Source organism: Pantoea phyllosphaerae, assembly GCF_051025595.1.
In the GTDB taxonomy this organism is placed as follows: Bacteria; Pseudomonadota; Gammaproteobacteria; order Enterobacterales; family Enterobacteriaceae; genus Pantoea.
On sequence record NZ_JBPFDE010000002.1, the window covers coordinates 373,669 to 394,680 of the forward strand.

The window sequence follows — 21,012 nt, forward strand, 5'->3', positions numbered from 1 at the left end:
TGCGCCGCGACGCAACGTGCGCCGCGGCCTGGCGTCTTACTCTTCGATAGACGAGAGCAGCGCATTCTGAATAATGCGCTGCGCTTTCAGCGGATTTTGTTCCAGCTGCGCCGCCTGCAGCGCCACCATATCCAGCTTGTCGAGCGCCCGGTAGATATGCTTGAGGAAGCGGATCGAGAGGTTGGCGGCTTCAACATGGTCTTCGCGGAACGGAAACTGATCGAGCTGCCAGACGCCGTCCCAGTTGTTGCACTTCAGCACGTAGAAAAACTCGAAAATCTCGGTCATATGGACGGTGCCGACCACCAGGTCATCATCCCAGCCGCGCAGGTTGTCGTTCACATCCATGCCGAACAGGCGGCCGCGATCGATAATCAGCTGCGCGGAGCCGGCCGGGGATTCGCCCGCGAACAGCGCGTGACCGAAATCGAGCAGGATCCCCACGTTGTCCAGCCCAATCTCCTCAATGCCGAGCAGCGACTTCGCCGCAGAATCCCAGGTCATTTTGACACGCGGTTCGCGCGGCTTGTATTCAATGGCAAATTTCACGTCCGGGTTTGCGCTGGCCAGTTCGCGCATGCCGTCGACCGCCAGCTTCCACAGGTTTTTGTGATCCACCTGGAAAGGGTAATCCCAGCCGTCCTGACCTGGCCAGACCTTAACGTAGTTCGCGCCCAGTTCACGCACCACGTCGGCCGCGTCGTTCATCAGCGCCAGCGCCTCAGCACGCACTGCCGCGTCGGGATGGGTAAAAGCGCCGCGCGAGAACTTGCGCAGATAGATCTCCGGCGTCACGCCTATCGCTTTCAGCCCCGCTTCCTGCAGCGCCTGTTTCACCTCGGCGACCGAGACGCCAGGGGTAAAGGGATAGGGGATATCGACGTAGGCGAGATCCTCGACTTCGGCCGCCAGCTTGATCTGATCCAGCGTGCTGAGCGCCGGCCCGTAGCCGTCAACGGCGTAGCGGTCGATATAGTTCGCGAAATGCCACAGGCCAGCGCCAAACTTCGGATAGCTATAGTCACTCATTGCCAATATTCTCCGTTCAGGATGCAGACAGAAAGGGGCGGATTGCGCTAACAACCCGTAATGGAATATATATTCAGTAAGGATTATATATTCCATTGTGCGGGCGGAATGGGCTGCGTTGCCAGCGGAGTGCGCGATAACTGTAAGGTGGGTCACAAAAAATGACTGGGCCGCTGAGAAGGGCGCAGGGTTGGCGGCGCGGCGGTGAAGAGAGAGCAGGGCTATTCGCTTGTTAAACGGCGTCATTAGAGGGATCATCTGCGCAGTCTGGGTTGATATCGTAGGCGCTATGCTCATCAGTACCGAAAACTTTCGCAGCCACGCGGCCGATACGCAGCTCGCCTGTACGCTTGCGGCTGTCGCAGGCGCACTCAATACCGCGGCCTTTGAGGTGGTCGGCTTTTTCTCCGCCAATATGACAGGCAATGTCTCTTCACTTTCGGATCATCTGGCCAAAGCAAGCCTGGCACCGGCCATTTTCTTCGTGTCGATCGTCGCCCTCTTTATTACCGGCTCCGCCTTTTCCACGCTGCTGATCAATGCCGGACGGCGTAACAATATGCGCAAGGTCTATGCCCTGACTATTCTGGTGGAGGGGGGCGGTCTGGTTGGTCTCGGCGGAATGGAAACCTGGCTGACGCCGCACTCGCCCGGCGTGGTGCTGATTTTATGCCTGAGCTTTTTAATGGGGCTGCAGAATGCCGTCGTCACCCGCATATCCAACGCGCGCGTGAGAACTACCCATGTATCGGGCACCGCAACGGATATTGGGATTGAGCTGGCGATGCTGTTCGACGTGCTGAGGCGTAAAGAGTCGCCGAAAGAGGCGCCGCTCTATATTGAGCGTTTGAGACTACACGCCTTTACGCTGCTCGCGTTTCTGGCTGGGGGCGTGGCCGGAATCTGGCTTTATCGCGCATTGGGCTATCCGTTCATTATGCTCATCGGCCTGATGCTTATCGCTCTCGCGCTGCATACCCTGCTGGGCAGGCATAGCAATCCGGCTAATCAGTAAAGCGCGTGCTGCCAGCGTGAGGCGCGGCTGGCTAAACCGCGCCTGCGGCAGGGTGCGCTCAGCTGAAGCCTGCGCCCAGCAGCGCTTTATCGATACGGCAGCCGGGCATCATCGCTTCCAGCCCGGCGATTAGCTCATCAGCGGCGTGATGCAGCGCATCAAGCGGCATCTCCGGCAGGCTTTCGAGAATAAACCACATCTGCTGCGCGCTGGCGTCGAGGCGCGTTCGCACGCCCTGACGCCAGTTCCAGCGGCGGCAGGTGACGCCGAGGTCGTCGCGCCAGATCACTTCGCCCGGCTCGGGCGACTCTTCGCAGGGTTCGCCCGCTTTTAGCGTGTCGAAGCGTTCGCTGCCGTCGGCGCGCACCAGCCGCGCATTGCCAACGTAGGCAGCCGCATTTTCGCCACCGATCGGCAGGGCGTACTTAATGCTGATGGCGTTGTAGAGATCGACGATCGGATCGATGGCGGGCAGCGCGCCATCGCGAGCGACCCGCTTGCGCAGCGCTTCGACCGAACTGGGCGTGCGGGCAGGTTTTGCGCCGAAGACTTTAAAGAGGTCGCGCCAGGCGGCGATATGCGCCTCGGCATAGGGCACATCCTCGGTGGTGACGGCTCGGCAGGCAGCGTCCAGCGCCGTGCGCGCCACCTGCGGGTGCTGCAGCGCGGTCGCTTCCACCCGAATGCTGATAGCGCGAAAGCCTGGCGCCAGCGCGAGTACGGTCAGATCGACCTCAGGAGAGAAAGAAAACATCGCTATTCCTTGTAGAGGGTTACGACATGAAGTGTAGCGACGGATGGCTGTCGCTGCTCGCCCTGAGCGGCTTTTAGCGCAGGCAGACCAGACAAAAATCCAGGAATATGCCGAATCCGAAGTAAATTACCCGCTTTTCGCTGTGCGGTTGCGTTATTTGTCTATACTGAAACTGGACTTAATAACGAGTGAGGGAATCATGAAAAAGACCATTATTGCACTTTCTGCTCTGATGCTGGCGACGCCGGTTTTTGCGGCTACCACACACGCTACCGATGAAACCGTGGCTGAAGCGCACAAAGGCGCCGATACTGCCAAAGAGAAGCTGCATCAGGCGCAGGATGCGGGCGCTGAACAGAAGCTGAAAGCGGAACACGCCGCAGAAGGCAAAAGCCATGCGACCACCAGCAAAGTGAGCGAAGGTACGCAGAAAGCCTGGCACAGCACCAAGCAGGGCAGCGAAAAAGCCTGGGATAAAACCAAGCAGGGCGCTGAAGACCTGAAAAACAAAGCAACAAACTAACTGAAAATGGCCGGTTAAACCGGCCATTTTTTTATCCTGTTCACCCCTTCAGGCGCACCGTGTGCTGTCCTGCCCGCAGCGACGCCGCGGCCATCGAAATTATTCCCAGCATCTGGCGTAAGCGACGCGACAGGCAAGCCTGAGAATAATGGCGGCTGTAACGCGGCCGGAGAAAAGCGCATTTAATAGTTACATCATACTTATATCCTGTTAGTAAGCACGGTCAGCATCGTGCCAGTTGTAAGCTAAAAAATTCAGCAGCAAAGTGCAGACAACCCTTAATTTTCTGGCAACGCATGCCCGAACGCGCTTGTTCAAATCACTCCGCCGCAACGGCGCGTGCAGGGGCTAATAATAAGTCGAGCTAACAAAAGGTTGAAAACCACGCTATATAATGCAATTAATAACGACTGCCAGGAATCTTATTGCTCTTTTCATTATTTTTGAGATGACACAGCACTAATATAAAAGGCAGCGAGAAGGGGGTTTTTAGATTAATAAAAATATTTATTAAGGCGTTCTTTGATTTATATCAACCTCAAAGAGGTCAAACCCTTCCACCTGTTTCAATACAGGTAAAACATACCTATAATTAGGTAGTTAGTCCTGCCGATGCTATTCCTCATTCCAGCGTTGCTTTGCGCTGCGTCATGAAAGCCCCTACAAATCCTCTTGTTTTTCTGGCTTGCTCAGATAGGCTTATTAACCATTCTACAGGACGGAAGCATTCGCCAAATAAGGGCGCCTGAATAATATTCGTATTTATTCGAAAAAGTCAGGGCTGGTTCGGCGTCGTCATCTGATTGCATTCAAATTCGTATTGATACGGATTTATTCAGTTTTTCATAAATGACTTTTTAATTATTACTCGCAGACAGCGGGAGCGATCCGTCTGCTGCTTATCGGGAGGATATGTGAGCGTAAAACCTCATTCCGGGCACGGCGCGCTTGAAAACTGGGCGCCTGAAAATCAACAATTTTGGGAAAGCTGCGGCAAAAAGATCGCCCGGCGTAATCTCATTATCTCCGTCTGCGCGCTGCTGCTCGCCTTCTGCGTCTGGATGCTGTTTAGCACCGTTGCCGTTAATCTGAATCGGGTAGGATTTAACTTCACCGTCGATCAACTCTTCTTACTGACCGCATTACCTTCTCTCTCCGGCGCGCTGTTTCGCGTACCCTATTCGTTTGTCGTGCCGGTGGTCGGCGGCCGTCTCTGGACGGTGATCAGCACCGCCGTGCTGATTATCCCCTGCGTCTGGCTCGGCTTTGCGGTGCAAAATCCAGCCACCCCCTACGGCGTATTTATCATCATTTCGCTCTTCTGCGGGCTGGCGGGCGCTAACTTCGCCTCAAGCATGGGCAACATCAGCCTCTTCTATCCCAAAAGCAAACAGGGCTCGGCGCTGGGCATCAACGGCGGCCTCGGCAACCTCGGCGTCAGCGTAATGCAGCTGGTCGCGCCGCTAATCATCGCGGTGCCGTTTTTCGTGGGCGGCGTGACGCTGGAAGATGGCAGTCAGATGTGGCTGGCCAACGCCGCCTGGATCTGGGCGCCGCTGCTGGCAATAGCTACTATCGCCGCCTGGGCTGGCATGAATGATATCGCTGGCATGCGCGCCTCGCTGCGCGAACAGCTGCCCGTCTTGAAACAGGGCCACCTCTGGACGCTCGGCATGCTCTATCTGGCGACGTTCGGCTCATTTATCGGCTTCTCGGCGGGCTTCGCCATGCTGGCGAAAACGCAGTTCCCGCAGATTGACATTGTGCATCTCGCTTTCTTCGGTCCTTTCCTCGGCGCGCTGGCGCGCTCAGCGGGCGGCTTCCTCTCCGACCGTTTCGGCGGGGTGCGCGTGACGGTGATGAGCTTTGCCCTGATGACGCTGTTCTCGGCGCTGGTCTTCTTCACGCTGCCGGGCGCCACTGACGGCTACTTTTTGGGTTTTTATGTCGTCTTTATGGGCCTGTTCCTGGCCTCTGGCCTCGGTAGCGGCTCGACCTTCCAGATGATCGCGGTGATCTTTCGCCAGATCACGCTGGATCGCATGACCGCCAAAGGCCACAGCAAGGAGGAGGCGCAGCACGCCGCCGTCACCGACACCGCCGCCGCGCTGGGCTTTATTTCCGCGCTGGGCGCAGTGGGCGGGTTCTTTATCCCGAAAGCGTTCGGTACCTCGTTGACCCTGACCGGTTCGCCCGTCGGCGCCATGAAAGTTTTTCTGGTCTTTTACATCGTCTGTCTGCTGTTGACCTGGCTGCTGTATGGCCGTCGCAAAACCAATAACAACTAAGCAGAGCATATGAGCACTAACCATACTGGAGATGCGCAATGAGCAAACTTCTCGACCGCTTCCGCTATTTCAAACAGAAAGGCGACAGCTTCGCAGAGGGGCACGGTCAGGTCTATAACACCAACCGCGACTGGGAAGAGAGTTACCGGCAGCGCTGGCAATATGACAAAATCGTGCGTTCCACCCACGGCGTAAACTGCACCGGCTCCTGCAGCTGGAAGATCTACGTTAAAAATGGCCTGGTCACCTGGGAGACGCAGCAGACGGACTATCCGCGCACGCGTCCCGACCTGCCTAACCATGAGCCGCGCGGCTGCCCGCGCGGCGCGAGCTACTCATGGTATCTCTACAGCGCCAACCGGCTGAAATATCCGCTGGTGCGCAAGGTGCTGCTGGAGATGTGGCGCGAGGCGCGGGCGCAGCACAGCGATCCGGTCGACGCCTGGAACGCCATTATGGCGGATAGCGAAAAGAGCAAGATCTATAAATCGCAGCGCGGCCGTGGCGGTTTCGTCCGCGCCAGCTGGCAAGAGCTGAACCCGCTGATCGCCGCCGCCAACATCTGGACCATCAAAAACTACGGCCCCGACCGTATTGCGGGCTTCTCGCCGATCCCGGCGATGTCGATGGTTTCCTATGCGGCGGGCACGCGCTATCTGTCGCTGATCGGCGGCACCTGCCTGAGCTTCTATGACTGGTATTGCGACCTGCCGCCCGCCTCGCCGATGACCTGGGGCGAGCAGACCGACGTGCCAGAATCCGCCGACTGGTACAACGCCAACTACATTATCGCCTGGGGCTCCAACGTGCCGCAGACGCGCACCCCGGACGCCCACTTCTTCACCGAAGTGCGCTACAAAGGCACCAAAACGGTGGCGATCACGCCGGACTATTCAGAAGTGGCCAAGCTCTGCGACCAGTGGCTGGCGCCGAAGCAGGGCACCGACAGCGCGCTGGCAATGGCGATGGGCCACGTGATCCTGAACGAGTTCCACCTGAAGCACCCCAGTGACTACTTCCTTAACTACGCGCGTCACTACACCGACATGCCGATGCTGGTGCTGCTGGAGCCGCGCGAAGACGGTAGCTATGTGCCTGGACGCCAGCTGCGCGCGGCGGATCTGGCCGACAACCTGGGCGAAGAGAATAATCCGCAGTGGAAAACCGTCGCCTACAACCAGGAGGACGAGCTGGTGGCGCCGAACGGTTCCATCGGCTTCCGCTGGGGCGAAAAGGGCAAATGGAACCTCGAACCGAAAGCGGCGGGCACGCCGACGCAGCTGACGCTCTCGCTGCTCGACCGGCGCGATGCGGTGATGGATGTCGCCTTTCCTTATTTCGGCGGCATTGAAAACCCGCATTTCCGCCATGTGAAACAGGAGGAGGTGCTGCTGCATAAAGTGCCGGTCAAAATGTTGACGCTGGCCGACGGACGCGAGCTGCCGGTCGCCTCGGTTTACGATTTGACGCTGGCCCACTACGGCCTTGACCGCGGCCTTGACGACGCCAACTGCGCGCGCGACTACAGCGACGTGCGTGCCTATTCGCCCGCCTGGGCGGAGCAGATTTGCGGCGTGCCGCGCAGCCAGATTGAAAAAATCGCGCGCGAATTCGGCGAAACGGCGCATAAAACGCACGGCCGCTCGATGATTATCGTCGGCGCAGGCATGAACCACTGGTATCACATGGATATGAACTACCGTGGGCTGATCAATATGCTGGTGTTCTGCGGCTGCGTCGGTCAGACCGGCGGCGGCTGGGCGCACTATGTCGGTCAGGAGAAGCTGCGTCCGCAAACCGGCTGGACGCCGCTGGCCTTCGCGCTGGACTGGAACCGTCCGCCGCGCCAGATGAACAGCACCTCCTATTTCTATAACCATGCCAGCCAGTGGCGCTTCGAGAAATTGAAGGTCAGCGAACTGCTGTCGCCTCTCGCCGACGCCAGCCAGTTCAGCGGTCAGCTGATCGATTTCAACGTGCGCGCTGAACGCATGGGCTGGCTACCTTCATCGCCGCAGCTCGACATTAACCCGCTGCGCATCGCCGAAGAGGCGAAACGCGCCGGTCAGTCCGAGCAGGCGTGGACCGTCGAGGCGCTGAAGTCCGGCAAGCTGCGCATGGCGTGTGAAGATCCCGATAACGGCGGCAACCATCCGCGCAACATGTTTATCTGGCGCTCCAACCTGCTCGGTTCGTCGGGCAAAGGTCACGAATATATGCTGCGCTATCTGCTCGGCACCGAGAGCGGCATCCAGGGCGACCCCATCAGCGATGAAAAAGATCGTCCCGAAGAGCTGGAGTGGCGCGGCGAAGCGCTGGAAGGCAAGCTCGACCTGCTGGTGACGCTCGATTTCCGCATGTCCAGCACCTGCCTCTTCTCCGATATCGTGCTGCCGACCGCCACCTGGTATGAGAAAGACGATATGAATACCTCGGATATGCATCCGTTTATTCATCCGCTTTCCGCCGCGGTCGATCCCGCCTGGGAATCGAAAAGCGACTGGGAAATTTACAAAGGCATCGCCAAAACCTTCTCAGCACTCTGCGTCGGCCATCTCGGGGAGGAAACCGACGTGGTGCTGCAGCCGCTGCAGCACGACTCGCCCGGCGAACTGGCGGCAGGCGAGGTGCGCGACTGGAAAAAAGGCGAATGCGACCTCATCCCTGGCCAGACCGCGCCGCAGATTATCAGCGTGCAGCGCGACTATCCCGCCGTCTATGAACGCTTTACCTCGGTGGGACCGCTGCTGGAGAAACTGGGCAACGGCGGTAAAGGCATCAGCTGGAACACCGATAAAGAGGTCGAGCTGCTGCGCCGTCTGAACTACACCAAAGCAGACGGCGTCGCCAAAGGTCAGCCGATGATCAACAGCGCTATCGACGCCGCCGAAGTGATTCTGACGCTGGCGCCGGAAACCAACGGCCAGGTGGCCGTAAAAGCCTGGCAGGCACTGGGCGAATTCACCGGCCGCGACCATACGCACCTGGCACGGCCGAAAGAAGAGGAGAAGATCCGCTTCCGCGATATTCAGGCGCAGCCGCGCAAAATCATCTCCAGCCCAACATGGTCAGGCCTGGAAGATGAGCATGTCTCCTATAACGCCGGCTACACCAACGTGCATGAGCTTATCCCGTGGCGCACGCTCTCCGGCCGCCAGCAGCTCTATCAGGATCATCCGTGGATGCGCGCCTTTGGCGAAGCCTTCTGCGCCTACCGTCCGCCGGTCGATACGCGCAGCGTGCAGCATCTGGAGCATATTCCCTCTAACGGTTTCCCGGAGAAAGCGCTCAACTTCCTGACGCCGCACCAGAAATGGGGCATTCACTCCACCTACAGCGAAAACCTGCTGATGCTGACCCTGTCGCGCGGCGGGCCTATAGTCTGGATGAGTGAAATCGACGCTAAAGAGCTGGGCATCGAGGATAACGACTGGATCGAGGTCTTTAACGCCAACGGTACGCTGACGGCCCGTGCGGTGGTCAGCCAGCGCGTTCCGGCGGGCATGACCATGATGTATCACGCGCAGGAGCGCCTGATGAATATTCCGGGTTCAGAGATAACCGGCCAGCGCGGCGGCATCCATAACTCGGTCACGCGTACCTGCCCGAAACCAACCCATATGATCGGCGGCTACGCCCAGCTGGCTTACGGCTTTAACTATTACGGCACGGTCGGCTCTAACCGCGACGAATTTATCATGGTACGCAAGATGAACAAGGTGAACTGGCTGGATGACGAAGGCCGCGATCAGGTACAGGAGGCGACAAAATGAAAATCCGCTCTCAGGTCGGCATGGTGTTGAATCTCGATAAGTGCATCGGCTGTCATACCTGTTCCGTCACCTGTAAAAACGTCTGGACCAGCCGTGAAGGGATGGAGTATGCCTGGTTCAATAACGTAGAAAGCAAGCCGGGCGTCGGCTATCCGCACGCCTGGGAAGATCAGGAAAAATGGCGCGGCGGCTGGATCCGCAACATCAAAGGACGGCTGGAGCCGCGCCTCGGCAGCCGCTCCTCAGTGCTGATGAAAATCTTCGCCAACCCGGTGGTGCCGGGCATCGACGATTACTACGAGCCTTTCACCTTCGATTATCAGCATCTGCACACCGCGAAAGCGGGTAAAAGCCAGCCGACGGCGCGCCCGCGCTCGCTGATCAGCGGCCAGCGCATGGACAAAATCCACGGTGGCCCAAACTGGGAAGAGATCCTCGGCGGCGAGTTCAGCAAGCGTTCGGCGGATAAAAACTTCGACGCGATGCAGAAGGAGATGTACGGCCAGTTCGAAAACACCTTCATGATGTATCTGCCGCGCCTGTGCGAGCACTGCCTCAATCCCGCCTGCGCGGCCACCTGTCCGAGCGGCGCCATCTATAAGCGCGAAGAGGACGGTATCGTCCTGATCGATCAGGACAAATGCCGCGGCTGGCGCCTGTGCGTCAGCGGCTGCCCGTACAAAAAGATCTACTTCAACTGGAAAAGCGGCAAGTCGGAGAAGTGCATCTTCTGCTATCCGCGCATCGAGTCAGGCATGCCGACCGTCTGTTCGGAAACCTGCGTTGGCCGCATTCGCTACCTCGGCGTGCTGCTCTATGACGCCGATAAAATTGCCGAAGCGGCCAGCACCGAGCATGAAACCGATCTCTATCAGCGCCAGTGCGACGTTTTCCTCGATCCTTACGATCCGCAGGTGATCGCTGAGGCGCTGGAGCAGGGCATTCCACAAAGCGTTATCGACGCCGCGCAGGCGTCGCCGGTGTGGAAGCTGGCGATGGACTGGAAGCTGGCGCTGCCGCTGCACCCGGAATACCGTACGCTGCCGATGGTCTGGTATGTGCCGCCGCTGTCGCCGATCCAGTCAGTGGTCGACGCGGGCGGGCTGGTGTCGCAGAGCAGCGTGTTGCCGGACGTGGAGAGCCTGCGTATTCCGGTGCAGTATCTTGCCAACCTGCTGACGGCTGGCGACACCGCGCCGGTGCTGCGTGCGCTGAAGCGCATGATGGCGATGCGCCACTACAAACGCGCGCAGAACGTGGACGGCGTCACCGATACCCGCGCCATCGACGAGGTGGGCCTGAGCGAAGCGCAGGTCGAAGAGATGTATCGCTATCTGGCGATCGCCAACTACGAAGACCGCTTTGTGATACCGAGCAGCCATCGCGAGCTGGCGCGCGAGGCCTTCCCGGAACGCAACGGCTGCGGCTTTACCTTTGGCGACGGCTGCCACGGTAGCGACACCAAATTCAACCTGTTCAACAGCCGCCGTATCGACGCGATCAATATCGGCGACAGCGCAGGAGGCGAATAATGGCGCTGATTAAAATAGTTGCCCTGCTGCTGGAGTATCCCGACGAGGCGCTCTGGGAAGATCGGGAGGAGCTGCGCGCGCGAGTCAGCGCGCAGCATCCCGCGCTGCTGCCTTTTATCGACCGCTACTTCGGCACGCCGCCGCTCGATATGCAGGCGGAATGGTGCGCGCTGTTCGAACGCGGCCGCGCCACGTCGCTGCTGCTGTTTGAGCATGTGCACGCGGAGTCGCGCGATCGTGGTCAGGCGATGGTCGATCTGATGGCGCAGTATGAGCGTGCCGGACTGGAGCTGAACTGCCGCGAGCTGCCGGACTATCTGCCGCTCTATCTGGAATATCTCAGCATGCAGCCGGAAGCGGAGGCGCAGCAGGGCCTGCTGGATGTGGCGCCCATTCTGGCGCTGATTGGCGGCCGTCTGAAAGAGCGCGACAGCGACTTCAGCGCCCTGTTCGATACGCTGCTCAAGGTCGCGAACAGTTCGCTGAGCAGCGAAAGCGTGGCGGCGCAGGTCGCCAGCGAGGCGCGCGACGACACCCCGGCCGCCATGGATGCGGTCTGGGAGGAGGAGCAGGTGAAGTTTATCGACGACAGCGCCTGCGACAGCTCGGCGCAACAGCAACATCAGCGGCGCTTTTACCATGACACCGCGCCACACTATCTCGATCTCTCCGCTGGAGGAACAGCCTGATGCACTATTTAAACGTGTTGTTCTTTGATATCTATCCCTACCTGTGCGGTACCGTGTTCCTGACAGGGAGCTGGCTGCGTTACGACTATGGCCAGTACACCTGGCGCGCCTCATCCAGCCAGATGCTGGATAAAAAAGGGATGCGCTTCGCGTCGAACGTATTTCATATCGGCATTCTCGGCATCTTCTTCGGCCATCTGTTCGGTCTGCTGACGCCGCACTGGATGTATGAACCCTTTCTTGCCATCGCCACCAAGCAGAGAATTGCGATGGGCGCGGGCGGCGTGTTCGGCATCATGACGCTGGTTGGTGGCTTTCTGCTGCTTAAACGTCGCCTGCTGAACCCGCGCATTCGCGCTACCTCGACGCGCGCCGATATTGTCATCCTCGGCATACTGGTGGTGCAGTGCACCCTGGGCCTGTCGTCGATTCTCTTCTCTATGCATCACCTCGATGGGGTGGGCATGATGAAGCTGGTTGGCTGGGCACAGGCGATCGTGACCTTCCAGGGCAACGCCTCGCACTGGCTGGATGGGGTAGAGTGGATTTACCGCGTACATCTGATCCTCGGCATGACCATTTTCCTGGTGTTTCCGTTCACGCGTCTGGTTCATGTCTGGAGCGCGCCGGTAGAGTATTTTACCCGCCGTTACCAGGTCGTGCGTGCCCGTCGCTGATGCTTCCCTTGCGCCAGCCCAGCCTGCGGCTGGCGCACTTTTGCTCCCGCCGCTGATTGACTTTTCCGTAACACCGTCACGTCTTTACAGTAACTTAATCAATACCGCTTTGTTTAAGTTACTTAACATTTTTATTAACTCTTTTAGATTAGGCGCTGTGACAAGGATCGCCTTTCTCCCTACGCTTAAGCCCAGGGTAATAATAAAAGGTGAAGCGTGCATGTTAATAAAAATGAAGCGAGAGCGTTCCCACACCGAAGACCGCTATCTTGCTGTCTGGCTCGCCACGGCGGCCGGTTTGCTGAATGCGATGGCGCTAGGCGCGTTTGGTTTTTTCCCCTCGCATATGTCGGGCAACACCTCGCAGCTTTCCAGTGAGGTGAATAACAGCGATCTGCGCGATCTTACCTTTCTCGGCTGCCTGCTACTGGCCTTTGTGGCGGGCGCGGTTACCGCGCGGCTGGCGGTAATCGCCGGTCTGAAATACAACCTGCGTACCATTTTCTGTCAGGTGCTGGTGGCAGAGGGGATTGCGCTGCTGTGTCTCTCGCTGTTTGAAATCTTTTTCTACTCCTCCGGCAATAACCGTGAAGTGCTGGTGCTGCTCGGTTTTCTGATGGGCGTGCACAACTCCACCTCGACGCAATTGTCTAACGGACGCGTGCGCGCGACGCATATTACCGGCACGCTGACCGATGCTGGCATTTCGCTCGCCTCGGTCATCAGCGCCATGCTGCGCCGCGATCCGTCGAAGAACGCACATGCGCAAAAGAAGCAGCTTAAAACGCACCTGACGACGATTTTCTCTTTTCTTGGCGGCGGCATCGCCGGACTCTGGCTGTTCCGGCTGGCGGGGTTTCACGCCATGGCGGCGCTGAGCGCGGTGCTTATTTTGCTGGCGCTGGCTTCAATGATACTGACGTTAATGAAGGTCAAAAGAACCCTGCTGATCAACACGCGTAGCGCGAAATGATTATCTAAAAGAGCAGACAGGAGAGCGATAATTTTTCTCAATCTGGGCATCTTTAGCCGATAGCCGGAGCGTTAAGGGAAAAGCTTATCGCTTTTTTTTCGTCCGAAATAAGAATTATCGCCAGGTTATTTCAGGAAGAACAATAAAACCAGATTAAAGGCCAGACATGCGAATTTATATTAAGAGTAAGGCGTATGCAAAATTCAAAAGCGTTAAATTAATCACATATCTTTAAAAAAATAAATAATACACCTTTTCATCGCAATAGCACAATGCTAAGGTTTCCCCGTTTTCACGTCAGGATTGTGACTGTTTACAGGCAAAACCTGAACGCCCTATGGCATCAGCCAGTACAGGGCGTTCAGGTTTTTTTTGCTCTGGCCTTTTTAACAGGCGTTAAATAAACAGATTAAATAATAAAAGGGGCTTCGATAAAGCCCCTGCGTTCGGTTTCGAGATAAATAATGATTTGCAGGGTGTGATTATGGATAAAAATACTCGCTATAAACTGTGTTCGATTGCGTTGTTACTCGTTTCCCCATTGAGTATCGCTCAGGAGTGGAACAGCACGGTATTAGGTTTTGATACGCCGCCAGCCCCCGTTCTCGGCGATATATTCGGTATTCGTCCAGCGCTGAGTAAAAATGGATTTTCTTTTAACTTTGGCTATCTGAATGAAATAGTCTGGAACGGCGGCGGTGGCTATAACCATAATTCCCATGTCGCCTACATCGATCAGTTTGCGCTGACCTTTAATCAGGACCTTGAGCGCTGGACGGGGATACCGGATGCGCGGCTTGAGGGAAATATTGTTAACCGTAACCACGATGACAACCTCACCACTAAACGCGTGCAGGATCCTCGCGTTAACGTGAATGACCTGACGCAGGAGAGCTGGGGCGGCCACGCCATCACGCGTCTGGGCTGGCTAACCTTTTCGCGCAGCTTTGACGACCGACGTCTGACCTGGCGCATCGGGATGATGAATAAGGTGCAGACCTTTGATCAGATTATTCCCTGTGATTTCCAGATACTCTCTCAGTGTGGCGGGAAGTCGGCCAACTCGCTTACCTGGAGCAACTGGAACGTACACACATGGGGCACCACGCTTGCGTATAAAGTGACACCCAGCGTCACCGTAAAAGGCGGCGTAATGGAGCAGAATCCTGCGGCTTCCAGTCAGGGCCATGCCTGGAGCTGGTCTACCAGCGGCAGCAAAGGGATACTGTTGCCGGTCGAAATAGAAACGCGTCCGCTCATTAACGGCCTGCCAGGCGCCTATAACATCGGTGTCGTGTTGACTAATGCGTCGCAAACCGATCTCTATCGCGGTAAATCGGGTGGGGCGGGCGCCACGGATTCGCATGGCTATAAAAAATATCACCGAACAGGGTTTATGTACGCCGGGCTGAACCAGCAGCTCACGCAGCTTAAAGGCGACGCGAATCGGGGATTAAGCGCGTCTGCCAGCATGAGCCTGGCCGATCAGAGAAGCAACTATATGCACCAGGTGTATGCCGCCTCGCTGCGCTACCGAGGGCTTTTTGACGCTCGCCCTGCGGACTGGATGGGCGTTGGTCTCACCTGGATTGATATGAGCAGCCACTATGCACGCCATCAGCGTGACATTAACGCGCTGAGCAGCGCGTCGGCAGCATTGATGCCAGGTCATTCGCTAAACGGCGAGTTTTACTACCGCTTCCGTCCGGTATCCTGGCTGGAACTCCAGCCGGGCATTCAGTACTGGCATCATCCAGGTGGGATACGACAAACGCAGGATGCCTGGGTAACCGAGTTAAAAACCGTGATATCTTTTTGATTTTGCTCAGGCAATACCGATCAACTTCACGTTTTTATCTCTGGGGCGTTGAGGCAGAAAATGCAGCTGATAAAGTGCCTCCACTGGATTGTGACTGCTCAGGCAGGCAAAACCTGATTTCTGGCATCAGCCGGAAGTCAGGTTTTTTTGTTTCTGAGGTTTCCATGAAAATCGCCAAGGTTCTTAATAATAATGTCGTGATCGTTCTGGATGAACGCGGGCGCGAGCAGGTCGTCATGGGTCGAGGTCTGGCCTTTCAAAAGCGCGTCGGTGCAGATCTCGATGTCACGCTGATTGAAAAGGTGTTTGCGCTGCAAAGCGATGAACTGGTGCGTCGGCTGAGCGAACTGCTGAGCCAAATTCCGCTGGAGGTGATGACCACCTGTGACCGCATTATTGAACTGGCGACGCAGCGGCTGGGGAAATTGCAGGAGAGTTTGTATATTACCCTCACGGACCACTGCTACTTTGCTATCGAACGGCAGCATAAAGGGTTGGCAATCAATAATGTCCTGCTTTGGGATATTAAGCGACTCTATCCCAGAGAGTTCGCGCTGGGGCAGGAGGCGCGGGCCATCATTGCCAGGCGGCTGAATGTCGAGCTGGCGGAAGATGAGGCCGGGTTTATCGCACTGCATCTGGTGACCGCACAGCTGAACAGTGAAATGCCTGAAGTGATGCAGGTGAGCCGCATCATGCAGGAACTCCTTCAGTTGGTGAAATACCAGCTGCGACTCGAATATGACGAAGAGGCGCTAAGCTATCAGCGTTTTGTGACCCACCTGAAGTTTTTTGCACAGCGCATATTAACCCGCACCGTGGTGGAAGATGACGATGTCTCGCTGCAAACGGCTATAAAAGATAACTACCCGAAAGCCTGGCAATGCGCCGATAAAATTGCGCAGCACCTGCATAAAAGCTATCAGCGTGAACTGACCACCGAAGAAATTATGTTCCTCGCGATTCATATTGAGCGGGTGAGAAAAGAGGGGCATTAAACCTCAACAACCGGATTGTTACTGCACAACGCAGGCAAAACCTGAGCGCGGCCTTCGCAAGAAGGATGCGCTCGGGTTTTTTTATTTTCATAAGCAAGTAATCCGCTGCCCGAGGGCATCGTACATAAGGATATTGAGATGGAATACCAGGCTTTAGCGAAGGATATTCTCGACCGCGTTGGTGGAAAAGAGAACATCCTCAGTCTTGTACACTGCGCTACCCGGCTTCGCTTCAAACTCAAAGATAGCCAGAAAGCAGATGCGGAAGGACTGAAGAAAAACAGGGACGTCATCATGGTGGTCGAAAGCGGCGGCCAGTTTCAGGTGGTCATTGGCAATCAGGTTCACGACGTCTGGCAGGCGGTACGCCTTGCAGCAGGGCTGACGGATGATGCGCGCACGCAGGAGGATAAGGGGGAAAAGAGCAACATTCTGGGCCGACTGATTGACCTCGTCTCCGGCATTTTTACGCCATTTCTCGGCGTGCTGGCGGCCTCCGGCATCCTGAAAGGACTGCTAGCGCTGGCGGTCGTCTGCGGCTGGCTGACCACGGACAGCGGCACCTATAAAATCTGGTTCGCCGCAAGTGATGCGCTGTTCTTCTTCTTTCCGCTGGTACTGGGCTACACCGCTGGAATGAAATTTGGCGGCAATCCCTTTATCACTATGGTAATCGGTGGGGCGCTTACCCATCCGATGATGATTGATGCGTTCAATGCCAGCCAGCAGACAGGGGCGCTGGCAGATACGTTTCTCAGTGTCCCAATCACCTGGTTCAATTACAGTTCGTCAGTGATCCCAGTCATCCTTGCGGCCTGGGTGAGCTGCTGGCTGGAAAAAAAGAGTACGGCGCTGCTGCCGCCATCAATGAAAAACTTCTTCGCCCCGCTGATCTGCTTAGGCGTCACCGTACCGCTAACCTTCCTGGCGATCGGGCCGCTGGCGACCTTGCTAAGTCAAACGCTTGCGAATGGATATCAGTGGATTTTCACACTGGCGCCGTGGCTGGCAGGGGCGGCAATAGGCGCGCTGTGGCAGGTGTGCGTGATCTTCGGCCTGCATTGGGGACTGGTGCCGCTGATGATCAACAACCTGGCGATGCTCGGTAATGACTCCATGCTGCCGATGCTGCTGCCTGCCGTGTTCGGCCAGGTCGGTGCGGCGCTAGGGGTTTTTCTGCGTACTCGCGATGCACGGCTCAAGATGCTGGCAGGTTCGTCCGTCGCGTCAGGGGTTTTCGGTATTACTGAGCCTGCGGTCTACGCTGTTAACCTCCCGCTGCGTCGTCCGTTTTTTTGGGGCTGTGTCGCAGGCGCTATCGGCGGGGCGATTGTCGGCTTTAGCGATACCCGCGCTTATTCCTTCGGCTTCGCCAATATCTTTACCATTGCCCAGGAAATTCCACCGCACGGTGTGGATGCTACGCTCTGGGGCGGCATTATCGGCACTCTCGTCGCGCTGGTGCTGAGCTGTGGCCTGACGCTGATGGCGGGGATGTCGGCTCAGGCAGCCCAGAAGACGGCGGTGCCAAAAGCTGCCGGTGAAAATGATGTGCTCTCTCCGATGTCGGGCGCTGTTGTGGCGCTTCATCGCGTGCCCGATACCGCCTTTGCCAGCGGGCTTTTAGGCAAAGGCGTCGCGATTATTCCCTCCGTTAATAGAGTAGTGTCCCCGTTTGCAGGTGAAGTGGCCTCTCTCTTCCAGACCAGACACGCCATCGGCCTGCTCAGTCATAGCGGTATTGAAATCTTGATCCATGTCGGAATCGACACGGTGAAGCTCGACGGCCGGTTTTTCACCGCCTGCGTGAAGGTGGGCGACAAGGTGCAGCCGGGTGACCTTCTGCTGGAGTTTGATCGCCAGGCCATTATTGATGCCGGATACGACCTGACAACACCCATCATCATCAGCAACAGCGACCAGTACAGTGACGTGGCGACCGTGGCGGGCACCTCCGTTGACATCGGCGCACCGTTACTCAGCCTACGTCATCAATAACAGGAGAACCTCATGAAGACGTTTCCAAATAATTTTTTATGGGGCGGCGCGCTAGCCGCAAATCAGGTTGAAGGCGCTTACATGGAAGAGGGTAAAGGCTTATCCACGTCAGACGTCCAGCCACAGGGTATCTTTGGTCCCGTAGTGGAGCGCGTGGCGGGTGACAGCACCATTAAGGATGTTGCCATCGATTTCTATCACCGTTATCCGGAAGACATCAGCCTTTTTGCTGAAATGGGCTTTAGCTGCCTGCGCATCTCCCTGGCCTGGACGCGTATTTTTCCCAACGGGGACGAGCAGCAGCCAAACGAAGCGGGTCTGGCCTATTACGACCGTTTACTTGACGAACTGGCCGCTTGTGGCATTACGCCAATGGTCACCTTGTCCCACTATGAAATGCCGTGGGAGCTGGTAAAACGCTATGGTGGCTGGGGTAATCGTCAAACCATTGACTTCTTTGAACGCTATGCCCGTACGCTGTTCACACGCTATCAAAACAAGGTCAAGCTGTGGCTGACCTTTAACGAAATCAACATGTCCTTGCATGCACCGCTGACCGGCGTCGGTTTACCGGCGGGCAGCAGCAGAAGTGAGATTTATCAGGCTATTCATCATCAGCTGGTTGCCAGTGCTCGTGTGGTGAGGGCCTGCCACGAAATTATTCCGGACGCCAGAATCGGCAACATGCTGCTCGGGGGGCTGATGTATCCCCTGACCTGCAAGCCGGAAGACGTATTTGAAGCGATGCAGGAAAACCGGAGCTGGCAATTCTTCGGCGACGTACAGTGCCGGGGAGCCTACCCCGGCTATATGCTGCGCTTTTTCCGCGATAACGGCATTCAGCTTCAGGTCACTGACGCTGACGACGAGGCGCTGAAAACAACCGTCGATTTTATCTCCTTTAGCTACTACATGACGGGCTGCGTGACCGCGGATAAAGCGTTGCATCAGCAGAAGCGTGGAAATGTGCTGAACATGGTGCCCAACCCGCATCTTGCCAGCTCAGAGTGGGGCTGGCAGATTGATCCTCTTGGCCTGCGTACGCTGCTGAATGTATTGTGGGATCGCTATCAGAAGCCGCTGTTTATTGTGGAAAACGGACTTGGCGCGAAGGACACCCCCGATGCCAATGGCGTAGTGAAGGATGATTATCGTATCTGCTACCTGAACGACCACCTGGTGCAGGTGCGGGAAGCGATTGAAGACGGCGTTGAGGTTATGGGCTATACCAGCTGGGGACCTATCGATCTGGTCAGCGCATCAAAAGCTGAGTTTTCCAAACGCTACGGTTTTATCTATGTTGACCGTGATGACAGCGGAATGGGCACGCTGGCGCGCAGCCGCAAGAAAAGTTTTAACTGGTATAAAGAGGTGATCGCCACCCACGGCGCATCACTGAAAGAGTAATTTCTTCCCAATAAAAAAGCCGATAACCTGCGTTATCGGCTTTCGCTTATGCCTGGTAGAGGTTAACCCACCAGCGGCTTCGCGGTTTTCTCAACCAGCGCCAGCAGGACTTTTACATCTTCCAGCGTCACGGTCGGGTTAAGCAGCGTCAGCTTCAGGCAGGTCACGCCGTTGTGCTCGGTTACGCCGACGTTGGCGCGGCCCGATTCCAGCAGCGCGTCGCCAATCCGCTGATTCAGCAGCGCAGTTTCAGCCAGATCGTGACAGCCGCTTTCCGGATGGAAGCGGAACAGCACGCTCGCCAGCTGCGGCTTCATCACCAGCTCCAGCAGCGGATGGGCGCTGATATATTTCGCCGCCTGCTGGGCGAGGGTGACGCCGTGATCGATGATCGCCGCGTACTGCTTCTGACCCAGCGCTTCCAGGCCCATCCACAGCTTCAGCGCGTCGAAACGGCGCGTGGTCTGCAGCGATTTAGACACCAGGTTTGGCACACCCGCCTCTTCATCGAACTCAGAGTTCAGGTAAGCCGCCTGATAACGCATCAGCTCGTAGTTCGCTGCGTCTTTCAGCAGGAACGCGCCGCAGCTGATGGTCTGGAAATATTGCTTGTGGAAGTCCAGGGTAACAGAATCCACCAGCTCAAGGCCGTCCAGATAGTCGCGATATTTCTCCGACAGCAGCAGCGCGCCGCCCCATGCCGCATCGACGTGCACCCAGATTTGGTTCTGGGCCGCCAGCGCGGCGATGTCGCGCAGCGGATCGATAGCGCCGGCGTCGGTGGTGCCTGCGGTAGCGACAATCGCCAGAATCTGATCGCCGTTGGCTTTCGCCTGGGCAATCTTCTCTGCCAGATCGGTCACATCCATACGCGCGTATTCGTCGGTTTTAATCTGGGTTACACACTGGTAGCCCAGGCCGAGCAGCGCCATATTCTTCTGCACGGAGAAGTGCGCGTTTTCGGAGCAGAACACCTTCAACTTGCGCAGGTCGCCTACCAGGCCATCCTGCTGAACAGAGTGGCCCTGACGCGCAAAGAACGCGTCGCGCGCCAGCATCAGGCCCATCAGGTTGCTCTGCGTACCGCCGCTGGTGAACACGCCCGCATCGCCCGCTTCATAGCCGACCTGCGCGCGCAGCCACTCAATCAGCTTCATCTCGATGATGGTCGCTGACGGGCTCTGGTCCCAGGAGTCCATGCTCTGGTTGGTGGCGTTGATCAGCACTTCCGCCGCCTGGCTGACCACCAGGCTCGGGCAGTGAAGATGCGCCACGCACTGCGGGTGATGCACCGCCAGGCTGTCCTTCAGGAAGAACTCAACCGCGCGCTCGATGGCGGCCTGGTTGCCCAGGCCGGTCGGGTTGAAGTCCAGCGCGATACGCTCGCGCAGTTCCGCGACGGTTTTGCCCTGATACATTTCAGGCTGCTTCAGCCACTCGACGACGGCTTTGCTGCTCTGCTCAATAACCTGCTGGTAGGCTTCGATGCTCTGGGCTGAGCCCGCCAGGATCGGATTTAATTCAGACATGATCGCAT

At 57.0% G+C, this 21,012-nt stretch carries 15 protein-coding genes; 12 read left to right on the plus strand and 3 right to left on the minus strand.

What is annotated here, in order from left to right; translation table 11 throughout:
• Window positions 1–36 precede the first annotated feature (36 nt).
• Complete coding sequence (locus tag ACR6A7_RS04990; RefSeq protein WP_434123725.1) at window positions 37–1,029, minus strand: sugar phosphate isomerase/epimerase family protein; 993 nt, start codon at window positions 1,027–1,029, stop codon at window positions 37–39.
• A 289-nt stretch (window positions 1,030–1,318) separates the two neighbouring features.
• On the opposite strand from ACR6A7_RS04990, the gene ACR6A7_RS04995 reads away from it, so the two are divergent.
• On the plus strand, window positions 1,319–2,044 hold the full coding sequence (locus ACR6A7_RS04995) for a YoaK family protein (protein WP_434123726.1): 726 nt from the start codon (window positions 1,319–1,321) through the stop codon (window positions 2,042–2,044).
• A gap of 58 nt (window positions 2,045–2,102) precedes the next feature.
• Here the strand turns inward: ACR6A7_RS04995 and ACR6A7_RS05000 are convergent, their stop codons facing one another.
• Window positions 2,103–2,798, minus strand: a complete 696-nt coding sequence (locus tag ACR6A7_RS05000; RefSeq protein ID WP_434123727.1) for a B3/B4 domain-containing protein — start codon at window positions 2,796–2,798, stop codon at window positions 2,103–2,105.
• Between the two features lie 199 nt (window positions 2,799–2,997).
• Here ACR6A7_RS05000 and ACR6A7_RS05005 point away from each other — a divergent pair, with 199 nt between their 5' ends.
• The 11 genes from ACR6A7_RS05005 to ACR6A7_RS05055 all read left to right on the plus strand — a co-directional run bounded on the left by ACR6A7_RS05005 (window position 2,998) and on the right by ACR6A7_RS05055 (window position 19,475).
• Complete coding sequence (locus ACR6A7_RS05005) at window positions 2,998–3,321, plus strand: hypothetical protein (protein ID WP_434123814.1); 324 nt, start codon at window positions 2,998–3,000, stop codon at window positions 3,319–3,321.
• A 914-nt stretch (window positions 3,322–4,235) separates the two neighbouring features.
• The gene (locus ACR6A7_RS05010) at window positions 4,236–5,609 is read left to right on the plus strand and encodes a NarK family nitrate/nitrite MFS transporter (RefSeq protein WP_434123728.1); all 1,374 of its coding nucleotides are present in this window, start codon (window positions 4,236–4,238) and stop codon (window positions 5,607–5,609) included.
• 38 nt (window positions 5,610–5,647) lie between these two features.
• Window positions 5,648–9,382, plus strand: coding sequence for a nitrate reductase subunit alpha (locus tag ACR6A7_RS05015; RefSeq protein ID WP_434123729.1), 3,735 nt, complete (start codon window positions 5,648–5,650; stop codon window positions 9,380–9,382).
• Window positions 9,379–10,914, plus strand: coding sequence for a nitrate reductase subunit beta (narH, locus tag ACR6A7_RS05020; RefSeq protein ID WP_434123730.1), 1,536 nt, complete (start codon window positions 9,379–9,381; stop codon window positions 10,912–10,914). The genes ACR6A7_RS05015 and narH overlap by 4 nt, the downstream gene beginning before the upstream one ends.
• Window positions 10,914–11,603, plus strand: a complete 690-nt coding sequence (gene narJ, locus ACR6A7_RS05025; protein WP_434123731.1) for a nitrate reductase molybdenum cofactor assembly chaperone — start codon at window positions 10,914–10,916, stop codon at window positions 11,601–11,603. The genes narH and narJ overlap by 1 nt, the downstream gene beginning before the upstream one ends.
• A complete protein-coding gene (narI, locus tag ACR6A7_RS05030; protein WP_434123815.1) occupies window positions 11,600–12,280 on the plus strand; it encodes a respiratory nitrate reductase subunit gamma in 681 nt (226 codons plus the stop codon). Before narJ ends, narI begins: the two co-directional genes overlap by 4 nt.
• 220 nt (window positions 12,281–12,500) lie before the next feature.
• Window positions 12,501–13,253, plus strand: a complete 753-nt coding sequence (locus ACR6A7_RS05035) for a YoaK family protein (RefSeq protein WP_434123732.1) — start codon at window positions 12,501–12,503, stop codon at window positions 13,251–13,253.
• Window positions 13,254–13,737: 484 nt separating this feature from the next.
• Window positions 13,738–15,072, plus strand: a complete 1,335-nt coding sequence (locus ACR6A7_RS05040; protein ID WP_434123733.1) for a carbohydrate porin — start codon at window positions 13,738–13,740, stop codon at window positions 15,070–15,072.
• Between the two features lie 164 nt (window positions 15,073–15,236).
• Complete coding sequence (gene bglG, locus ACR6A7_RS05045) at window positions 15,237–16,070, plus strand: transcriptional antiterminator BglG (protein WP_434123816.1); 834 nt, start codon at window positions 15,237–15,239, stop codon at window positions 16,068–16,070.
• A 138-nt stretch (window positions 16,071–16,208) separates the two neighbouring features.
• Entirely contained in the window at window positions 16,209–18,068 is a 1,860-nt protein-coding gene (gene bglF / locus ACR6A7_RS05050) for a PTS beta-glucoside transporter subunit IIABC (protein WP_434123734.1), read from the plus strand.
• Window positions 18,069–18,080: 12 nt separating this feature from the next.
• Entirely contained in the window at window positions 18,081–19,475 is a 1,395-nt protein-coding gene (locus ACR6A7_RS05055; protein WP_434123735.1) for a glycoside hydrolase family 1 protein, read from the plus strand.
• A gap of 62 nt (window positions 19,476–19,537) precedes the next feature.
• On the opposite strand, the gene ACR6A7_RS05060 is transcribed toward ACR6A7_RS05055, so the two are convergent.
• Window positions 19,538–21,004 (minus strand): pyridoxal phosphate-dependent decarboxylase family protein, encoded by a 1,467-nt coding sequence (locus tag ACR6A7_RS05060; protein WP_434123736.1) that lies wholly within the window; start codon window positions 21,002–21,004, stop codon window positions 19,538–19,540.
• Window positions 21,005–21,012 lie beyond the last annotated feature (8 nt).